We start from the raw sequence: 20,173 nt of genomic DNA on the forward strand, positions 1-20,173 counted from the left end.
TAAGACCAATTGAGTCGAGTGGTGAAAAGAGGATTATAAAAAATGAAAGTTGACCTCAAGTATCTGATGAACCAGCGTGTACAACGATTTGCGGTATTGCTGAAAAAATAGCCGTGGCTTCTGGCATCCAGGGTATTAATTAATGCCCCGGCAATGCCGAGGCATTAATCTTAATGTGCCATCTTCTTTAAGCCGCTCAACATAAACAGTGCGCTGGCCGTGAGGACAACAGAAGGACCTGCTGGCGTATCATAGTAAGCCGAAAAGGTCAGCCCTCCCGTTACAGCGACCATACCAATCAATGTCGAAAAAATAGCCATTTGCTCTGGGGAGCGGGCAAAGCGGCGTGCGGTCGCTGCAGGGATAATCAGTAAAGACGTAATAATTAATGCGCCGACAAATTTCATCGACACGCCAATGGTTAGGGCAGTAACCAGCATCAATAACATTCTGGTCCTGGCTAAATTGACGCCGTCCACTTGTGCCAGTTCTGGGCTGACTGTCATGGAGAGTAGAGAACGCCATTGCGAAAGTATCACAGCAAGAACAATAACCACCCCGGCCGCCATCATCCATAAATCTGCCGGCATGACTGATAGTAGATCGCCAAACAGATAGGCCATTAAATCGACACGAACATTGGACATTAAACTGACCACGACCAACCCTAGTGAGAGGGCGCTGTGTGCCATAATCCCTAATAATGTATCGATGGCAAGATGTGGGCGATGCTCTAAAACGACTAATAAAATAGCGAGGATTAGCGTCACAGCAATCACTGCATACCAAGGATTAACATGTAACAGTAACCCAATGGCGACTCCTAATAAGGAGGCGTGGGCGAGTGTATCGCCAAAGTAAGACATCTTACGCCAGACAACAAAAGACCCGAGAGGTCCCGCGGTGAGGGTTAATAAGATGCCCCCCAGCCAGCCTGGCAGCAACAGTTCAATCATGAGACCTCATTCTCCTTACGTAAAACAATCCGTCCCTTGAGATCATGACGATGATTGTGATGATGCCGATAAATTGCCAGTTGTTGAGCAGCGCGTGGACCAAACATTGCCGTAAATTCAGGGTGTTGTGACACCACTTCAGGTGGCCCTGAACAGCAAACATGATGATTAAGGCAGAGCACGTCATCCGTTTTGGCCATCACTAAATGGAGATCATGAGACACCATTAATACCGCGCAATCTAATTCATGGCGTAACTGGTCGATCAAGTCGTACAAAGCCACTTGCCCATTGACGTCGACACCCTGTGTAGGCTCATCAAGTACTAGTAATTCGGGCTTACCGAGTAACGCTCTGGCGAGTAGAACACGCTGCATCTCGCCACCAGAAAGTTTTTGCATGGTTGAAAGACGAAGATGCCCAGCATTAACACGCTGTAAGGCGGCCTGGATATCCGCGTTTTTAGCCTGACGCGCTAAACGTAAAAAGCGGTCAACCGTAAGGGGGAGGGTCGTGTCGAGGTGTAATTTTTGTGGGACATAACCAATATGTAACCCCGATTTTTTATTAATGGTGCCTCTGGTCGGCGTAATCAGCCCGAGAATAAGTCTCACTAAGGTCGATTTACCCGCGCCATTAGGCCCCAATAAGGTTAATATCCTACCCGGCTGCAACGATAAGGAGATATTTTGCAGGACCTGTTTTTGACCGAACGAAACATCGATATTTTTTAAAGTAACTAAGTTCGATGACATGGTTAATCAGTTTTCATTTCAAAAAGAGATGTTATATTATCACATATCCATTTAAGGTTAATAGCTGAGACGCCAGTAATCATGAAAAGAAAAAATCATTTCCCTAAGCTCGCATTGGGGCTTTCCATCATGTTCGCAATGAGTAGCCTAACGCAAGCAGAGGTGGTGACATCGATTAAACCACTGGGGTTTATTGCCGCAGCGATTGCTGAAGGAGTGACGCCAGTCACTGTAGTGCTACCGGATGGTGCCTCGGAACATGATTACGCCTTGCGCCCCTCAGATATACGTCGTATCAAAAACGCTGACCTGTTGGTTTGGGTGGGGCCTGAAATGGAATCTTTTATTACTCGTAGTGCGTCCCAACTTCCGGCTAATAAAAATCTTGAACTGACGGCTTTACCCGTGATTCAATCTCACTTGGTCGGTGAAGATGATCATGATCATCCTTCTTTGCAAGCGAATGCGATCAATACCGCAAATTCGTCTGATAGGGAACTGTCTGATAGTCATTCTCATCAAGGAACGTATAATCTGCATATATGGATGTCTCCAGAAATGGCTTTAATGAGTGCAACGGCTATTCATGATCGATTAGTTCAATCGATGCCAGCACAAAAAATAAAATTGGACAGTAATCTGTCGCAATTTAAAGACAGTTTGGGAGATGCCGATAAACAAATAAGCAAGCAGCTTAGTAAAGTGAAGGATAATAGGTACTATGTCTTTCATGACGCCTACACCTACTTTGAGCAGCACTATGGCCTGTCGCCACTAGGGTATTTCACGGTGAATCCTGAAATTCAGCCAGGTGCACAGAAACTACACGAAATAAGAACACAGTTGACTGAGCATAAAGCGCAGTGCGTTTTTGCTGAGCCACAATTCAGACCAGCCGTCATCGACGCTGTTTCACGAGGAACCGGAGTGCGAAAGGGCACTTTAGATCCATTGGGAAGCAACATCAGCTTATCACAAGACAGTTATGTGAAATTCCTCTCACAATTGTCGAGCCAGTATGTGAGCTGTCTGAAACCAATGAACTAATGAGGAAAATTGACAGTGCAACAGATTGCTCGTTCTGTCGCTCTCGCGCTTAACACACTACCCAGACCCCACCGTTTTATGTTGGGGTCATTAATGGCTATGACACTTGCTGCTGCCGTTTGGCAGCCGCTGATGAATCATCATGATGACACTAAAGAAAATTTAGTTCGAAAGATTGAACTCGAAGCCAGTCAACATCTTGACGGAAGCGATGCTTCCGAACCCGATGACCAAACTACCCCTTTACCTGATGAAGATCTGCCGGCAGACCAAAAAGAGGCCGAAGGCACTCAAGATGCGAAGGAATATACTGTTACATCAGGCGATACGCTTAGCAGTGTGCTGAATCAATATGGAATTGACCTTTCTAATATTAATACGTTGGTAGGAAGTGATAGTGCACTGCGTAATCTTAATGTTGGACAAAGCCTCAATTGGCAAGTGAATGCCGACGGTGAACTCGATACTTTAGATTGGGAAATATCCCGTCGCGAAACGCGACATTATACACGTAGGCCCAATGGCACCTATAGTATGGAACGTCAATTACAACAGGGAGAATGGCAAGATCACACTCTCGCTGGGACAGTTAAAGGGAGCTTTGCGAGTAGTGCGCAACAGGCTGGACTGTCTGCTGGTGAAATTGCGTCCGTGATAAAAGCATTACAATGGCAAATGGATTTTCGTAAGCTGCGTAGTGGTGATCAATTTAGCACTATTTTCTCGCGCGAAGTACTGGAAGGGAAGCGTATGCAAAGCCAGCTGCAAGCAGTCCGCGTGCGCTCAGGCGGTAAAGATTACTACGCTTTCCGGTCTGAAGATGGCAAGTTTTATGATCAGAATGCTTCCGGCCTTGCAAAAGGATTTTTACGTTTCCCCACGGCCAAAATGTATCGTGTATCATCAAACTTCAATCCTCGGCGACTCAATCCAGTTACTGGGCGAATTACTCCGCACCGTGGCGTTGACTTCGCCGTGCCCATTGGTACACCGGTTTTAGCGACTGGAGATGGGGAAGTGGTGGTGGCCAACGCACGGGGTGGAGCGGCTGGAAAATATGTGGCGATTCGCCATGGTCGACAATATATGACCCGTTATATGCATCTTAGCCGTGTGATGGTTAAACCCGGACAGAAAGTGAAAAGAGGGGACCGTATCGCGTTATCCGGTAATACCGGACGCTCAACTGGACCGCACTTGCATTTCGAAATCTGGATTAATAACCAAGCGGTCAACCCTTTAACGGCTAAACTGCCGCGGATGGAAGGACTCACAGGAAAAGATCGTAAGACTTATCTCGCGCAGGTTAAAACTTGGCAGAGCCAACTTACCTTCTAATTATTTCTAATCAGGGCTGAATATAATGTTTGGCCCTATTTTTCTGCTTACAGGTACGTCCTGTATCCCATATTGTTAGCAAAAGTCTATTGCAAATCTATTCCCCATCACTATCATTAGCCTCTTCTTTTAAGAGGCGAGTGCATGACTAACGAGACACGTAACCATTCTGAGTTCATTCCTGTATTTAAGCGTTCCTTCCTGAAGCCGCAGTTTTGGGGCAAATGGTTGGCGATTGGCGTGGCAGGCGGGTTGGCGTATGTTCCTGCAACGATCCGTGATCCGCTGCTGGGTAGACTTGGCAAATGGGTAGGTCAACGTGCAAAAGGGGCACGTCGTCGGGCGCAAATCAATCTTCACTACTGTTTTCCTGATCTTTCTGTAGCGGAACGTGAAAGCATTATTGATGAAATGTTTGCTACAGCTCCGCAGTCCATGGTGTTAATGGCTGAGTTGGCGTTACGTGATCCACAGCGAATTCAGCAAAAAATTATCTGGCACGGTAAAGATATTATCGAGCAATACCAGCAATCAGGTGAGAATGTCATTTTTCTGGTACCTCATGGATGGGCGGTCGATATCCCAGCGATGCTACTCGCCTCGGAAGGACAAAAAATGGCGGCGATGTTCCATAACCAAAAAGATCCCCTGATGGATTATATTTGGAACCGACTACGTCGACGTTTTGGCGGCAGAATGCATGCGCGCAAAGATGGGATCAAACCTTTTATTGCATCGGTAAGACAAGGCTATTGGGGCTATTATTTGCCAGACCAAGACCATGGGCCTGATCACAGCGAATTTGTGGATTTCTTTGCCACCTATAAAGCGACGTTACCTGCAATTGGACGGTTGATGAAAGTTTGTCGTGCCAAGGTGGTGCCGCTTTTTCCTGTTTATAATAGCCGCCGCCACCAATTAGAAATTTTTGTGCGTCCACCGATGGATGACCTTGAGAGTGCCGATGAGCATACGATCGCCCGGCGAATGAATGAAGAAGTGGAGTTTTTCGTAGGGCCTAATCCAGAACAATACACCTGGATCCTTGAACTATTAAAAACGCGACAAGAGGGTGAGGAAAAGCCATACCGCCGCAAAGATCTATTTCCCTATAAATAAAAAAACAGCCGCGTTAGCGGCTGTACGAATTATTCGACCGTGATTACCCGCTGTGTATTTGTGGTGCCAGTGGCGCCCATTACATCGCCTTGTGTGACGATCACTAAATCTCCGGATTGCAGATACCCTTTGGTTTTGAGTAGCTTCACAGCGTCATGTACGGCCAGTAAGCCATCAGTATACCCAGAAATTGCTACCGGCGTGACGCCCCGATAGAGCGCTGTACTGTTCAGTGTTGCTTCATGTCGTGATAGCGCAAAAATGGGTAGGCCAGAAGTGATTCTAGAGGTCATTAACGCAGTACGGCCAGACTCGGTCATGGTGATGATGGCGGTGACGCCCTTAAGATGGTTAGCCGCATACATTGCAGACATTGCGATAGCTTCTTCGATATTATCGAATTGAATATCTAAACGATGACGTGAAATATTCACCTTAGGAATTTTTTCGGCCCCTACACACACATTAGCCATCGCTTGCACTGTCTCTGCTGGGTATTGACCCGCTGCCGTTTCAGCAGAAAGCATCACTGCATCGGTACCGTCTAATACCGCATTGGCAACATCCATCACTTCAGCACGAGTTGGCATCGGATTAGTGATCATCGACTCCATCATCTGTGTCGCGGTGATACTGGCGCGATTCAATTGACGTGCTCGGCTGATTAAATTTTTCTGAATGCCGACTAATTCAGGGTCGCCAATCTCGACACCCAGATCGCCACGAGCAACCATTACTACATCGCTGGCGAGTATTATATCGTCCATGGCGGCTTGCGTGGCCACGGCTTCAGCGCGCTCGACTTTTGCGACAATTTTCGCCTGGCAACCCGCTTCTTCCGCTAATTGGCGAGCATATCGCAAGTCATCGCCACAGCGTGGGAAAGATATCGCAAGGTAGTCTACCCCTATTTTTGCGGCAGTAATAATATCGGCTTTATCTTTATCTGTAAGTGCTTGTGCAGAGAGACCACCTCCCTGTTTATTGATTCCCTTATTATTCGATAGGGGGCCCCCCACTGTGACTTCAGTCAAGATATTATCCCCATCAACCGCGGTGACGCGTAGTTGTACACGGCCATCGTCGAGTAATAAGATATCGCCAAGCTTAACATCCTGAGGCAGCGCCTTATAATCGATACCGACTTGTTGATGGGTCCCTTCACCTTTGGCCAAGGCAGCATTTAGGGTGAAACTATCACCGACGTTAAGGAATATTTTGCCCTCACGGAAAGTTGAAATTCGAATTTTAGGACCTTGTAAATCACCTAAAATTGCCACATGCCGACCCAATTTTTTCGCGATAGCTCTAACATTATTGGCGCGAGTTAGATGATCTTCAGCAGAACCATGAGAAAAGTTAAGTCGTACGACATTCGCTCCAGCCGCAATCACTTTTTCTAAATTATTATCGCGATCAGTGGCGGGGCCTAAAGTAGTAACAATTTTCGTTCGTCTAAGGCGTGGTGACATGGACAACTCCAGTAAGAACATAAGTGAAGAACAAAACTCAGTTGTTGAGAATGGGTATTACACTCAATATCGCAGAAAACGATAAATGCTCGCAATGATTTTAGGGTACAACTTTAGGGACCAGTTTAACAACCGATTAACGTCTTGGCGGTAGTCGACAATGATTTCGCACAGCAAACTGTTTACCTCACTACTCAAATCGCTGTAAAGTGAGCAATAATATGAATCTAATGAACTCCTTAGCGGGTTTTCGCTAATTTACGTTAGAACGAGGAGAATAAAATGGCGTCAACGCAAACAGTCCAGGCTTGCGACCTGGTAATTTTTGGAGCCAAGGGTGATCTGGCACGCCGTAAGCTATTACCTTCGTTATACCAATTGGAAAAAGCCGGTCAAATTAATGACGAAACGAAAATCATCGGTGTTGGTCGGGCAGAGTGGGACAAGGCGGCTTATACCCAAGAGGTTGATAAAGCCCTTAAAACCTTTATGAAAGAGGAGATCGATCAAGCGATCTGGGCAAAACTGAGTGCGCGCTTAGATTTTTGCAATCTGGATGTTAATGAATCGGCGCATTTCACAAAGTTAGGCAAGCTTCTTGATCAGAAAAATCGTGTGACCGTGAACTACTTTGCGATGCCACCAAGCACTTTCGGTGCAATTTGTAAGGGATTAGGCCAAGCTAAGTTGAATGCTAAGCCTGCGCGTGTGGTAATGGAAAAACCCTTAGGGACGTCACTGGAAACGTCTCAAGAGATTAACGATAGCGTTGGTGAGTATTTTGACGAAAGCCAAGTTTTCCGTATTGACCACTATCTCGGTAAAGAAACCGTTCTAAATTTATTGGCCCTACGTTTTGCCAACTCTATCTTCGTGAATAATTGGGATAACAAAACGATTGACCATGTGCAAATCACCGTTGCCGAAGAGGTCGGGATCGAAGGCCGTTGGGGTTACTTCGATCAGGCTGGCCAAATGCGCGATATGGTTCAAAACCATCTATTGCAAGTGTTGACCATGATTGCCATGTCACCGCCTTCAGATTTAACCGCAGCCAGCATTCGCGATGAAAAAATCAAGGTACTGCGTTCTTTACGTAAAATCGATCATACCAATGTGCGTGAGAAAACGGTGCGCGGGCAATACACCGCGGGTTTTGTACAAGGTAAGAAAGTACCCGGTTATCTGGATGAAGAGGGCGCTAACAAAACCAGCTCCACGGAAACCTTTGTGGCGATCCGTGTGGATATTGATAACTGGCGTTGGGCAGGCGTACCATTCTACCTGCGGACCGGGAAAAGATTACCCGCTAAATGCTCTGAGGTTGTCGTCTATTTCAAAAATCCAGAAATGAATCTTTTTAAAGAGTCTTACACCCAACTTCCGCAGAACAAGCTGACGATCCGTTTACAGCCGGATGAAGGGGTTGATATAGAGATTCTTAACAAGGTTCCTGGTTTAGATCACAAGCATAAGCTACAAACCACAAAATTAGATCTGAGTTTCTCTGAAACCTTCAATGAGAGTCATCTAGCGGATGCTTACGAACGGTTATTATTAGAATCAATGCGTGGTATTCAAGCGTTGTTTGTGCATCGTGATGAAGTTGAAGCGGCGTGGACTTGGGTCGACTCCATTATTGAAGCTTGGGAGAAGGATGGTGAATCAGCCAAACCTTACCAAGCAGGGACTTGGGGCCCAGTTTCCTCGGTTGCCATGATTACCCGTGATGGGCGTTCATGGAACGAGTCTGAAACCCCATTAGAGTAATTATTTACCGCCAGCTTAGCTGGCGGTCTATTGTTACACTCCGTCTGAGACCTCAATCGCTGCAGCACTTTCTAATGCAGCCGAAACGGCTTGCTCAACGGTTTCACCTATCGCCAGTGCCACCCCTAAACGTCTACGTCCAACAATAGTGGGCTTAGCAAAAAGCCGCAATTGTTGACCCGCCTTTAAGGCATTTTCAAGCCCTGAAAAGCTAATCGCCTCACTGTTCAGATCAGGTAAAATAACCGCCGAGGCAGCAGGTCCATATTGACGGATGCTACCGATAGGGAGCCCCAGAAATGCTCTAACATGCAATGCGAATTCAGAGAGATCTTGGGAGATAAGAGTAACCATGCCTGTGTCATGGGGACGAGGAGAGACTTCACTGAAAATCACCTCATCACCCCGGATAAATAACTCAACGCCGAAGAGGCCATAACCGGATAGGGCCGTGACTACTTTTCGGGCAATATCTTGGGCACGAGTGAGTGCTATAGCGCTCATCTGTTGCGGCTGCCATGACTCCCGGTAATCGCCATCTTCTTGACGATGACCGATAGGAGCACAGAAGTGAATGCCATCGACCGCACTGATGGTGAGTAAGGTTATCTCAAAGTCAAAATCGACTAAGCCTTCAACGATCACCCGTCCCGCGCCAGCTCGTCCACCTTGTTGAGCATAGTCCCACGCTGCGGCGCAAGCCTCACGATGGCGAAGTAGGCTCTGGCCTTTGCCTGAAGAACTCATTACTGGTTTCACAAAGCAGGGGAAACCTATGGCATCGACAGCCTCTAAAAATTCCTGTTGCTGGCTGGCAAAACGATAAGTGGAAGTCGGGAGGCCCAGCTGCTCAGCCGCCAATTGACGAATTCCCTCGCGATTCATGGTAAGTTGTGTTGCCTGCGCGCAAGGCACAACAGTTAAGCCCATCGCTTCTAGGTTGACGAGTGCACCCGTCGCAATGGCTTCAATTTCCGGTACGATAAAATCGGGTTGCTCTAGCGTGATAACCGATGTGAGTGCGTCGGCATCCAACATATCGATGACATACGCACGATGTGCGACATGCATCGCGGGAGCGTTTTCGTAACGGTCAACGCCAATGACTTCAACACCTAGACGCTGGCATTCAATGGCCACTTCTTTTCCCAATTCTCCACAACCTAATAATAAGACTTTGGTTGCATTGCCACGTAACGCGGTGCCGAATTTTCGCATAATCGCTTTCCTAAACAAAAGATATTAATCGGTTTAAGTTTAAACGAAAACGTTTGCGTTGGCACGTGTAACGATGGTTTAGGGGAAAGTAGGTAAGGGGAAGAGAAACATGCGATACTTACTCTACTCTCCTTTTTATCGGTATCTAACGCCATGATTACTCGTCCACAAGCTCGTCGTATTCCTTTCATTCATCAGATGCACGGTGAGGCACGTCAAGATGACTATGCATGGTTGCGTGATGATAAGCGGAGTGACCCAGAGGTGATTGATTACTTGATTGCCGAAAATAAGTGGTGCGAACAACAACTGGCCCCTTTAGCGGGTCTTGAAGCAACACTTTATCAGGAGATGACCGCTAGAATCCCTGGAAATGATCATTCGGTCCCTTTTTTAAAAGCTGGGCACTGGTATCAACAGCGCTATCAGGAAGGAGATGATTACCCACACTGGGTATGGCGCGAGGATCGAGATGATGCGCAGTGGCAAACCTTACTCAATTGTAATCAACGCGCCAACAATGCAGAGTATTATGAGCTTGGGGCATTGGAAATTACCGCCGATCATCGTTACATGGCGGTTACTGAAGATTATCTTTCCCGCCGCGAATATGTATTACGTATTCAAGATTTAGCTAGCCAAACGTGGTTAGACACGGTTATCGAAGGGATCTCACCGTCCATTGTTTGGGCAAATGATGGACAGACTCTGTTTTATATTAAGCAAGACCCACAGACGCTATTACCTTGGCAGGTATGGCGCCACACTTTAGGGAGTGATCCGGCAGAGGATTGTTTGATTTATGAAGAACAAGACGATAGTTACTATGTCAGCTTAACGGGTAGCAGTTCTGAACAACGCTTGTTTATTCTACTTGATAGTTCCACCACCAGCGAGGCATGGTCAATCGATGCCGATAAGCCGCACTTGGCACCGCGCTGTATAGTGCCAAGACGTGAAAATCACGAATACAGTGTTGATCATTTTCAAGGGAGTTATTTCATCCGCTCCAACCATGAAGGGATCAATTTTGGACTTTATCGTTGTGTCGAGACAGAGACAGCGGAGCACACTTGGCAGCGAGTTATTGCAGCGACGGAAGAGAGGGTGCTAGAAGATTTTCAGCTTTTTAATCAGTGGTTGGTGACCGAAGAACGTCAGCAGGGCAAAATGGTGCTCTGCCAATATTCACTTCACGACGGTCAGCGATTTGAGCTGCCTAAGCAGGCGGAAAATGGCGTGGTATGGATTGGCCATAATCCCGAAGCCAATACCTCACGCTTACGTTTTGGTTATAGCAGTCTGACTACGCCTACCACGACCTATGAATGGGATCTTAATACGCACCAGCTTACACTGTTAAAGCAAGTCCATATTCCGCTTTATGAAGAGGATGATTATCAAAGTGACTGGCGCTGGTTGACTATGCGCGATGGAGTTAAAGTGCCTGTCTCTCTCGTCTGGCGTAAAGACAGCTTACAACCTGGGAAAAATCCACTACTCGTTTACGGTTATGGCGCTTATGGGGCAGCGTTAGATGCTGACTTTAGCTTTACGCGGCAAAGTCTCCTCGACCGAGGATTTATTTATGCCATGGTGCATGTTAGAGGAGGGGGAGAGCTAGGGCGAGCTTGGTACGATGCCGGGCGGCTTAATAATAAAATGAATAGTTTCCATGATTTTATCGATTCGACACAGCAATTATTAGCCCAAGGGATGGGGGACCCGCTTCGCTGCTATGCCATGGGGGGGAGCGCAGGCGGTTTGCTCGTGGCAGCGGTCAGTAATATTGCGCCTACGTTATTTCACGGGGTTCTCGCTCAGGTACCCTTTGTCGATGTAGTCACCACAATGTTGGATGAATCGATCCCTCTCACTACCGGTGAATATGATGAGTGGGGAAACCCAAGTAATAAAGCAGATTACGATATCATTAGCACCTACAGCCCTTACGACAATGTCTGTGAACAGGCCTATCCACATTTATTCGTCACCACAGGCTTACATGATTCGCAAGTACAGTATTGGGAGCCCGCTAAATGGGTAGCTAAGCTCAGAGAATTGAAAACAGACGATCATCAACTACTGCTTTATACCGACCTTGATGCGGGACATGGCGGGAAATCCGGGCGCTATCAAGCTTATGTTGACATCGCTCGGGAGTGCAGTTTTTTGGTGGGCCTAGCTAGTGGGGTCTGGCCTAAGTCTTAAGTTTAGGCTCGTAAGGTAAGCGTGACAACGTCACAGATAACTGGCGGTAGGTCGCCAGTTTTTGTTGAAAATGCGCGCGCAATGACTCGGGTTGCTCATTTTCAACATGGATTGGGATAACCGGCATATTATAGCGTTCTTTAAAGGCGACCCCAGCAGCCGCTAACTCTGTATTAAGTTGCTCTTTTGCTTCTGGACTGAGTTCAGCGAGATTATAGGTCATGGTGATGTTATTCCTTCTAGGCAGGAAAGCATTCAGAACAAACGCTTTCCTCTGCCACTTAAAAGCGTCATTTGCTACACTGTGCGTTAAGTTACATCGCGTATTCATTATTACGAATTTAAGGCGCTATTCCAATGAAAAAACTCCTTCCCGTATTTTTACTTGCCATCGTTAGTGCACAATCCTTCGCTTCGGAGGTGATTACGGTGAGTCGACGTGAAATAGGCAAACAACAGTGGCCACTTACGCGTGAAGAGGTCATGCTAAGTTGTGATAAAGACGGTGGGTTGTTTGCGATTAATGACAGTACGCTAATGCAATACCCGCTTAATACTATTGCTCAGCAGAATGTTGATCAGAAGAAAAGCCAAGGGCAATCAATCACCTTGATTCAGGCCGATGACCCACAGCATCCGGGTAAAAAAATGGATCTAGCCCCATTGATTGTGCGTGCTCAGGTACTCTGTAAGCAGTGATTACTGACACCCTAACAGTTAAACATTACAATAGGGTTAAGGACTAAGGGAGATCGCCACAAGGTCTCTCTATCTTTCCTAAAACTTTGATCTAACGCAATAATAAATCAGTTACTTCTCTACAGATTATCTCCCAACCCAGTAGAATCAGCACAAATTGAGCACTCTCTATTTATGCTCTCTACAAACAAGGGGATGGGTATGTTTTCTAAAATAAATTGTAAACTTATCATTTCGGCCACACTGTTAGCTGGGTTTATGAGTTCATTAGTGAAGTGGGGCTCGGAAGTTAATATGCCTCCACGAGTTGCGGGAGAGATCTCTCCGCCAGGGGCACATATCGATACATGGCTGGGTTGGGCAGGCGTTAACCAACACTCGCTTGATTATCTTTATCAAGGTAATTCAGTTTTAGGGGCAGTAACCCTTTACCACTGGCTGTTTAGCTTTGTGTTCGCCTTTGTTTATGTCGCAGGCGCTTACTACTGGCCAAAGATCCGTTTAGGCTACGGTGCGGCCTATGGTGTGGTGATCACTGTCGTAATGCATGGTTTCCTTATTCCTGCATTAGGTTTTCGTAATCCGGTTTACGATGAAGGAAAAACGGGATGGTTATGGAATCTTAATGGTTATGAGCTGTGTAGTGAAATCATTGGCCACATCTGCTGGTCGGTCAGTATTGAGCTCAGTCTAATAGTGGTATTGGCACTTTTCGCTAAACCGATTAAAGGCACTTGGCATCGCTAAGATTGAACTAGACACCGAATCGTCAAGAGGTTCGGTGTCAATCCCAGTGCTAGGGTTTAGCTGATGAGGAAGAGGCTGCAGTCGGGGCGTTCTCTTCGAGTTTTTCCCCGTTCTTCTCTTTCTCTTTAATCTCTTTTTTCACCCAGGTACGATCTTCGTCAGTCAGTTCCGATGCGTGGGTGTTGCTACTACTTAACAACCAATAGAGCATAGCCAGTTGGGTAAGGCGAACACCGCTATTTGCTCGAGTGTTGATGGCATTCTTCAGCCTTTGTGACGGGGCTTGTTGACTGAGGGAGCGATACTGTTCTGCACCAGGGATCCCTTTTTTCCCCGACGATACAAAATTTTGTTGCACCGCAGGTGCCGGGGTGGCTTTAGGCGACACAGGGCGTTTAAACATGCTTGAGGAGCCGAAGCCTCTAGAAGAGAATGAGCGAGACTCGCTGAGCGTTGAGACCGTCATCAAGCACACCGGCAGTAAAACCAGGAGCGGTCGGGCGATTTTTTTCATTGTAGTTCCCAGAAGATAAATAAAACAATCATTAAAGACCGAGAGAAGGCTCTATAAAGTAAAGGCTAGGCGATTATATCAAGTTAGCTGTAGTTGGTCGGGTGCACGAATGTAAAGAATCAAAAGTATCCTAAAGTAAGCGTGGATAAACTGACATAACTATAGTTGTATTGACAGAGCTTGGTCCCTTTCTCGGCGCAACCAAGAAAGGGTGATTGGGGAAGCATTACTTAAAGAGTGGGCCGTTACGTACCAGCTCTCTGGGTAAGCTATTTTTGATACGCTGATTGATAATTTTTACGAGCCCCAACACTTGTTGCTGATAAGTCACCAAACAGTCGCCTTTAGGTAATTCGGTATCTGGATAGATGTCTCTACCTCGGTACCATTCACTGGCTTGTTCCGCTGTCAGTTCGAAAGTAGTCGGCATGGGCTTGGCTAATGCAGTTATCGCTTCATGATGCCAGCGATAGCCTTTGTTGTGTATTTCCGCTAATCGAAAGCCGAGGCGTGAGAATTTGACTTTACCCATCAGCGATTCTACCTGCTTGGGAAAAAGCCATAGCTCTTTATCCCGTTGCCAGAGGCTGAGTGATTCATCCCATTGGATCCCGATAGCCATTGCTTGTTCACTAATCGCTTGCTTAATTTTTAGAGGTACCGGTTGGAAAGGGAGTTTACCTACTTTGAAACCAGGATGAGCTAAAGTCGTTACGCCAACGGTTTTGCGTAGACTTGCTACAAAGAACCCTTCGCTATCAAAACGTTGTGGGAAGACGTGAAGGTAACCTTCTGGCGTAACAACTCGTTCTGCGCCAGGAAAGAGATTACCTAAGGACTCGACCGCTATCGCGTCTGGAAAGGCAGCAATAAGTGATGCAATCACCTGTTGGTTTTCAATGTGGTTAAGTGTACAGGTTGAGTAGATTAGCCGGCCGCCTGGTTTCAGGGCGTGGAAGGCACTAAATAATAGCTCTCGCTGGGTCTGAGCAATCTCTTGTGTACTTTCTAGGCTCCAGTGTGCAAAGGCCTGGGGATCTTTACGGATAACCCCTTCACCTGAACAGGGCGCATCTAATAAGATTGCCTCGAATTGTTCAGGAAGTGCTGCACCAAATACACGCGCATCGAAATGAGTGAGGGCGGTATTGGTCACCCCGCAGCGACTAATATTGGCGTGCAAGACTTTTACGCGGCTGGCCGCATATTCATTTGCGACAATCAAACCTTGGTTAGCCATTTTAGCTGCGATCTGAGTGGTTTTAGATCCTGGCGCTGCGGCCATATCCATCAGTGAGAGAGGGGATTCGTCCGCAGCAAAGAGTGCTTGAACCGGCAGCATAGAGCTTGGTTCTTGAATATAGAACAGTCCACTCAGGTGTTCAGCATAGCTACCTAACGGTACCTGCTCGTCGTCGAGCTGAACCCAAAAACCTTCTTCGCACCAAGGTACAGGCGTGAGCTGCCAAGGATATTCGGCAGTTAAGGCCAGAAAATCCTTCACACTTATTTTTAATGTGTTAACCCGAATCGCACGTCGTAAAGGGCGTTGGCTAATAGAGATAAACTCTGCGAAATCGTCGTTATTGGGAAGTGCTTGACGCATTAACGCAAGAAATTGGGCGGGGAAATCGATAACTTCAGCACTCACAATCGGATCCATAGCGGTCAAAAGCTCAGTGTAGCATGAATACGGGCAGAAATTCTGCCCGTATAATTGGGATTATCCTTGGCGAGGAATGGCCGTTCCCCACTTCTGCCAACCGCCCGGCGCTTCATCGCGTAATAGGAAATGTTTGTTCGATTCAGCTTCAGGGGCTAGAGGCACCGTTGGTGGTGTCGCAAATTGAATTCCCCCGCGAATAAATTGCTGAAAGGTCCCCGTTTTGACGACACCGCCAGTCAGTCCAAAATCAAGAGAATAGCCTGAGGCTAGCCAAAAAACAGAGTTATTACGGACGAGATGTTGATAACGTGTACTAATACGCATCGCGATCTGTACGCGGTCGGCTAAGTTACCGAGGGATGTACCCGTAACGGTACCGACTTCAACCCCACGATATAGCACTGGAGTTCCTACTGTTAAGGTCCCTGCATCGGGCGCATCAACATAGATGTTCAGACCGTCTAAGTAACGAGAATCGGTAATAGTGTCTTGTTGTAGCTCAAAACTGCGTCGTACACTACCCGTCCCCGGATCGACGTTGACATAAGGCTGCAATAGTGACTCTAAATGGTTGACACCGTTCGATGAGATTTCCGGTGACACTACGGAGAATTGGCTACCACTGCGGGCAAAGTGTTGGTCATATTCAGGGTACAGTACTGCTTTAGCCTCAACTTGATGCAAATTTTGACTGAGAGAGAGGCTCTCAACTTGTCCAACATTGATACCTAAATATTTAATTGGCATCCCTGCCGCCAATTTACTGCCGTCAAAAGTATGGAAAATAATTTGACTACCTACCGCATTGGCCGCATTTCGGCTCACGAATAACTCCCGATATTTCCCTTGGTGTTTGGTGACTCCGGAGAGGCTATCGAAACTGATCGCGCCTTTTAACGCCCGGTTTAAAGGCGTGGCTTGTACTGTGATACCGTTAGAATTAAATTGGACTCGAGCACCACCTTCTGCCCAGAAAACGCTAGAATCTGAGACCAATTTTCTGTATTCCGGCGCGATATGCACCGACACTATAAAATTGTCAGCGTTAGGGGTAATGTCAACGATTTCACCCACTTGGTAACGCCGATAAAGCACAATACTTCCCGCTTGAATATCAGGTAAGCTTGAGGCTTCGAGTTTGAGCGTAACCGAAGGTTTGTCGCCTTGTGTTTTATCTTTTGCTGCATCGTCGTCAGCATACAGAGGATAGTGTGCGCTCGGTTGTCCTTTCTGACCGGTGTTAACCCGAATACCGCCTTGAATCCATTGTTGCGGTGGCGCGCCGACCAGCTTTAAGCCATCGAGGCCCATCCGAATCCGAATTTGGCTATCCGCGATAAATTGGCTATCTGCATGAATAAAATGACGATACTGCGGCTCAATGGAGACTTGGAACACCACTCCGCGGTCAGTTAGTGTACGTTGCGCAATTTTACCAATTGGCACTCCATTAAGAATGAGGGGTTGGCCTGCATCGATCCCATAACTTTCTGGCGCCGTTAATTCAACCGTTAAGCTGTTGGGGACCTGCAGCAATGATTGACTTGCGGGTAGTACGGTGAATTCGGTTGCAGCGTCGCCCTCACCAGGGATTAACTGTAAGACCGTTCCAGTGAGCAGCGAGCCAACTGACAAGTTACCACTTTGCAAACTGGGTTGGCGCATCTCGATACGAGTACCTTTACGCATCAAACCGACAACGCTTGGATCGACGGTTAGTTCACCCGTAACATGTTGTTGATCGGTCAGAGTGATATGGGTAAGAGTACCGACTTGTAAGCCTTGATACATCAATGCCGTTGAACCTGCGGTAAGGTTATCTGCGCTGGGTAATTTCAATGTGAAATTGACGCCACGCTGACTTTCAGCGAGAGTAGGATAGAGCTCGTAGTGCGCCTGATTTTGTGCAGATTCTGAGTCTTGAGGTGAATCAAAGGCAATGGCACCATTAATTAAAGCAGGGACGCTGGTTAGGTTAACGTTTATTCCTGAAGCGCCTAATTTTGCTTGTAACCCCGATACGTTCCAAAACCGGCTATTTTTCTTAACGAGTTGGGTATAACGTCTTTCAATAAGCACGTCAATCGATACGCCTTTTCCTTGAGCGGCAAAACTATAATCATAGACGCGACCCACCGGAACCTTTTGATAATAAACTTGAGAGCCAGTATTGAGCGAGCCTAAATCGCTCGCGTGGAGCTGGATGATCAGTCCGCCATTATTTACAATGTTTTTAGGTTGGCTGTCAGAGGCAGTGAAACTATCTGTACTCGCGCCATCTCCAGGCATCATACCGATATAGTTACCCCCGACTAAGGCATCTAAACCTGAAACCCCTGCTAATGAAGCCTGTGGCGTGACCAACCAAAATTTAGTATTAGCCCGCAATGCATCTTTCATACTACTTTTGATACTGGCTTTGATTTTTATAACGCGATAGTTATCCGTCAGGACGATATCTTGAACCGTACCGATTTCAACGCCTTGGTAACGAATAGGCGTACGACCAGGAACAATCCCATCTGCAGTGTGGAAGTTTATCGTGATGGTCGTCCCACTCTCTTGATAATTTTTCCAGAGCAGCCACCCAGTAATAAGGATTGCCACTATCGGTAAAAACCAAAAAGGTGAAAGTCTGCGCTTTTTTTTAACCGTGGCGCTAATCGGTGTATTCGGCATTTCCTGTTGCATGGGCATCCCAGAGTAAGCGGCTATCGAGCCATTCTACGGATAGAATGGTAAGAAAAACAGCGGAACCAAAATAAAGCGCGGCAGGTCCCATGGTAAAAGCAAGCAGTTGGTCACGATCAACCAATGACATCATCAACGAAATAACAAATAGGTCGAGCATAGACCATCGTCCAATCCACTTTACTGCCCTTAGCAAGCGAACTCGTGTTTTAAGGCCCTGTTCACATCGCAAATGAATACTGATCAACAACGCAAGCAAAATAATCACTTTACTGACTGGGACCAAGATGCTCGCCGTAAAGACCACCATTGCGATAGGAATATTGCCGCTGGCTAGCGAAACAATACCGGAAAAAATGGTATCGTCTTGTCGGGCACCATTAAGATAGATAATCGAAATGGGCAGTAGATTGGCGGGAAAGAGAAAAATAATTGAACTGATCAATGCAGCCCACGACTTCTGCAGACTATAAGGAATGCGTGGATTTATTTTAATATGGCAGCGTGGACAGCGCCCGCGCGCATCGCTTTGTCCACTGTAGTGGCAATAGACACAGCATTCGACGTCCTCTGGCTTCAAGGCTTGCCGGGGTTGCGGATAAAATTTTTGCCACAAACTCTCAGTATCAAGATGAATAATTAACAGGATATAAAATAGCGTTAGCGTTACGAAGGCGAGCAATCCGTAGCCCGCAAAGAGGTCAGCGTAGTCTTTCACTTTGATGGCGGCAACGATCACGCCAATTAGATAAATATCGAACATAATCCATTCTTTAAGCTTATCTAAGACGAGCAGTACCGGACGCAAATTCATCCCTAATGGTTTACCAATCATAAGATAAATAAGGCTAAGCACCAGTGCCAGTGGTGTACCTATCACGCAAAAACAGACCATTGCCGCAGTAACGATGTCTCCTCCATCAACCATTTGCATAACACCTGCCAGCATACTGGCGCTGATGGTCATGCCGAGTAGACGAATTTGGATCAGGGGAAGGCTCCAGGCGAGGGGCATTAAGCAAAGCATTAAGCAGGCAAGACAGCATATTCTGGCGAAAGACCAGTCTTGTCCTTTGGCCACTTTCATTCTACATCGCGGACAATAAGCGACTTCACCTGCTCTTAATATTGGCCGGTGATAAACATGATCGCATTCTATGCAGCGCTTGAGGTCTGTATAGGTTTCAGGGGGAGTGATAGCCGTAATTTTCATAGCGTCGTATCAGTAATTATCGTTACAAAGCATAAAATTTTCATTGTTAGGTAAGTGAGTCTGCTATAGTCGTTGAAAGCGTAATGTATCAGAAGTTCCCTGATTAAGAGTATAAGCATAGTTAAGCGTCATGCGATGTCTATTTCTTTCACTCACTCAAGGTCCATTCGCGAATCGTTAATGTCACTTTATGGTTGGAACATGAGTAAGTTAGAATTTTATCAAGAGTTGTCCCGAGACCTAAGCGCTTTAAATAGCGGTGAAAAAGCATTTTTACCTGTTTTGGCGAATTGCAGTGCGTTACTTTTTGAAAGGATGATAGGGCTGAATTGGGCCGGTTTCTACCTTCTCAGTGAAAGAGAAACGCTAGTCCTGGGGCCATTTCAGGGCAAATCAGCCTGTGTCCGTATCCCTGTAGGGAAGGGGGTATGTGGATCGGCAGTCGCGACAGGTAAAGTGCAACGGGTCGCCGATGTACACCAATTTAGTGGACATATCGCGTGCGATTCAGCCAGTAATAGTGAAATCGTATTACCGCTGCGCAGTAATGGGGTGATTATCGGTGTTTTAGATATCGACAGTCCGCATTTTTCGCACTTTGATCACGAAGATGAAGCGGGTCTTGAACTCGTTGTTAATACACTTGAGACCTTACTCTCAGCCACTGAAATTTCTCTTTTTTTACAACAATCAAAAGGTAATTTCGATGAGGCATAGCAATTAGCGCTGTAGTCATTATAATGTCGCTTGTTCATGC

17 protein-coding genes are annotated in these 20,173 nt (G+C 46.7%); 8 read left to right on the forward strand and 9 right to left on the reverse strand.

Annotated features, from left to right (window positions below; genetic code table 11):
* Positions 1-170: 170 nt before the first annotated feature.
* Positions 171-956, reverse strand: a complete 786-nt coding sequence (gene znuB / locus HH682_RS00495) for a zinc ABC transporter permease subunit ZnuB (protein ID WP_214235199.1) — start codon at positions 954-956, stop codon at positions 171-173.
* Positions 953-1,711 carry a zinc ABC transporter ATP-binding protein ZnuC gene (gene znuC / locus HH682_RS00500; RefSeq protein ID WP_214235201.1) on the reverse strand — a complete coding sequence of 253 codons (759 nt, stop codon included), beginning with the start codon at positions 1,709-1,711 and terminating at the stop codon, positions 953-955. The genes znuB and znuC overlap by 4 nt, the downstream gene beginning before the upstream one ends.
* An 81-nt stretch (positions 1,712-1,792) precedes the next feature.
* Here znuC and znuA point away from each other — a divergent pair, with 81 nt between their 5' ends.
* From znuA to lpxM, 3 genes are all read left to right on the forward strand, one after another.
* Positions 1,793-2,758 (forward strand): zinc ABC transporter substrate-binding protein ZnuA, encoded by a 966-nt coding sequence (znuA, locus tag HH682_RS00505; protein WP_214235203.1) that lies wholly within the window; start codon positions 1,793-1,795, stop codon positions 2,756-2,758.
* Positions 2,759-2,773: 15 nt separating this feature from the next.
* The gene (mepM, locus tag HH682_RS00510) at positions 2,774-4,096 is read left to right on the forward strand and encodes a murein DD-endopeptidase MepM (protein ID WP_214235204.1); all 1,323 of its coding nucleotides are present in this window, start codon (positions 2,774-2,776) and stop codon (positions 4,094-4,096) included.
* Between the two features lie 144 nt (positions 4,097-4,240).
* Positions 4,241-5,215, forward strand: coding sequence for a lauroyl-Kdo(2)-lipid IV(A) myristoyltransferase (gene lpxM, locus HH682_RS00515; protein WP_214235206.1), 975 nt, complete (start codon positions 4,241-4,243; stop codon positions 5,213-5,215).
* 29 nt (positions 5,216-5,244) lie between these two features.
* Here the strand turns inward: lpxM and pyk are convergent, their stop codons facing one another.
* Positions 5,245-6,687 carry a pyruvate kinase gene (pyk, locus tag HH682_RS00520; RefSeq protein ID WP_214235208.1) on the reverse strand — a complete coding sequence of 481 codons (1,443 nt, stop codon included), beginning with the start codon at positions 6,685-6,687 and terminating at the stop codon, positions 5,245-5,247.
* A 282-nt stretch (positions 6,688-6,969) separates the two neighbouring features.
* On the opposite strand from pyk, the gene zwf reads away from it, so the two are divergent.
* Complete coding sequence (gene zwf / locus HH682_RS00525; protein WP_214235210.1) at positions 6,970-8,457, forward strand: glucose-6-phosphate dehydrogenase; 1,488 nt, start codon at positions 6,970-6,972, stop codon at positions 8,455-8,457.
* Positions 8,458-8,490: 33 nt separating this feature from the next.
* Here the strand turns inward: zwf and purT are convergent, their stop codons facing one another.
* Complete coding sequence (gene purT, locus HH682_RS00530; RefSeq protein ID WP_214235212.1) at positions 8,491-9,675, reverse strand: formate-dependent phosphoribosylglycinamide formyltransferase; 1,185 nt, start codon at positions 9,673-9,675, stop codon at positions 8,491-8,493.
* Positions 9,676-9,828: 153 nt separating this feature from the next.
* Between purT and HH682_RS00535 the strand changes: the two genes are divergently transcribed.
* Positions 9,829-11,886, forward strand: a complete 2,058-nt coding sequence (locus HH682_RS00535) for a S9 family peptidase (protein ID WP_250318465.1) — start codon at positions 9,829-9,831, stop codon at positions 11,884-11,886.
* Here the strand turns inward: HH682_RS00535 and HH682_RS00540 are convergent.
* The gene (locus HH682_RS00540) at positions 11,876-12,109 is read right to left on the reverse strand and encodes a DNA polymerase III subunit theta (protein ID WP_214235214.1); all 234 of its coding nucleotides are present in this window, start codon (positions 12,107-12,109) and stop codon (positions 11,876-11,878) included. The genes HH682_RS00535 and HH682_RS00540 overlap by 11 nt on opposite strands.
* Positions 12,110-12,243: 134 nt before the next feature.
* Here HH682_RS00540 and HH682_RS00545 point away from each other — a divergent pair, with 134 nt between their 5' ends.
* Positions 12,244-12,585 carry a DUF2511 domain-containing protein gene (locus HH682_RS00545; protein WP_214235216.1) on the forward strand — a complete coding sequence of 114 codons (342 nt, stop codon included), beginning with the start codon at positions 12,244-12,246 and terminating at the stop codon, positions 12,583-12,585.
* Between the two features lie 195 nt (positions 12,586-12,780).
* Complete coding sequence (locus HH682_RS00550) at positions 12,781-13,332, forward strand: YagU family protein (protein ID WP_420826169.1); 552 nt, start codon at positions 12,781-12,783, stop codon at positions 13,330-13,332.
* A gap of 49 nt (positions 13,333-13,381) precedes the next feature.
* Here HH682_RS00550 and HH682_RS00555 read toward each other — a convergent pair whose 3' ends face one another.
* From HH682_RS00555 to yebS, 4 genes are all read right to left on the reverse strand, one after another.
* Positions 13,382-13,846 (reverse strand): hypothetical protein, encoded by a 465-nt coding sequence (locus HH682_RS00555; RefSeq protein ID WP_214235220.1) that lies wholly within the window; start codon positions 13,844-13,846, stop codon positions 13,382-13,384.
* 226 nt (positions 13,847-14,072) lie between these two features.
* Entirely contained in the window at positions 14,073-15,497 is a 1,425-nt protein-coding gene (gene rsmF / locus HH682_RS00560; protein WP_338049284.1) for a 16S rRNA (cytosine(1407)-C(5))-methyltransferase RsmF, read from the reverse strand.
* 72 nt (positions 15,498-15,569) lie between these two features.
* Positions 15,570-18,203, reverse strand: coding sequence for a PqiB family protein (locus HH682_RS00565; RefSeq protein WP_214235224.1), 2,634 nt, complete (start codon positions 18,201-18,203; stop codon positions 15,570-15,572).
* Positions 18,172-19,416: a membrane integrity lipid transport subunit YebS gene (yebS, locus tag HH682_RS00570; protein ID WP_214235226.1), complete on the reverse strand. Its 1,245-nt coding sequence runs from the start codon at positions 19,414-19,416 to the stop codon at positions 18,172-18,174. Before yebS ends, HH682_RS00565 begins: the two co-directional genes overlap by 32 nt.
* A 201-nt stretch (positions 19,417-19,617) precedes the next feature.
* On the opposite strand from yebS, the gene HH682_RS00575 reads away from it, so the two are divergent.
* A complete protein-coding gene (locus HH682_RS00575) occupies positions 19,618-20,133 on the forward strand; it encodes a GAF domain-containing protein (RefSeq protein ID WP_214235228.1) in 516 nt (171 codons plus the stop codon).
* The last annotated feature ends 40 nt before the right edge of the window (positions 20,134-20,173 follow it).

Origin of the sequence: Rosenbergiella gaditana, assembly GCF_018494065.1 — a bacterium.
Classification (GTDB): domain Bacteria; phylum Pseudomonadota; class Gammaproteobacteria; order Enterobacterales; family Enterobacteriaceae; genus Rosenbergiella; species Rosenbergiella gaditana.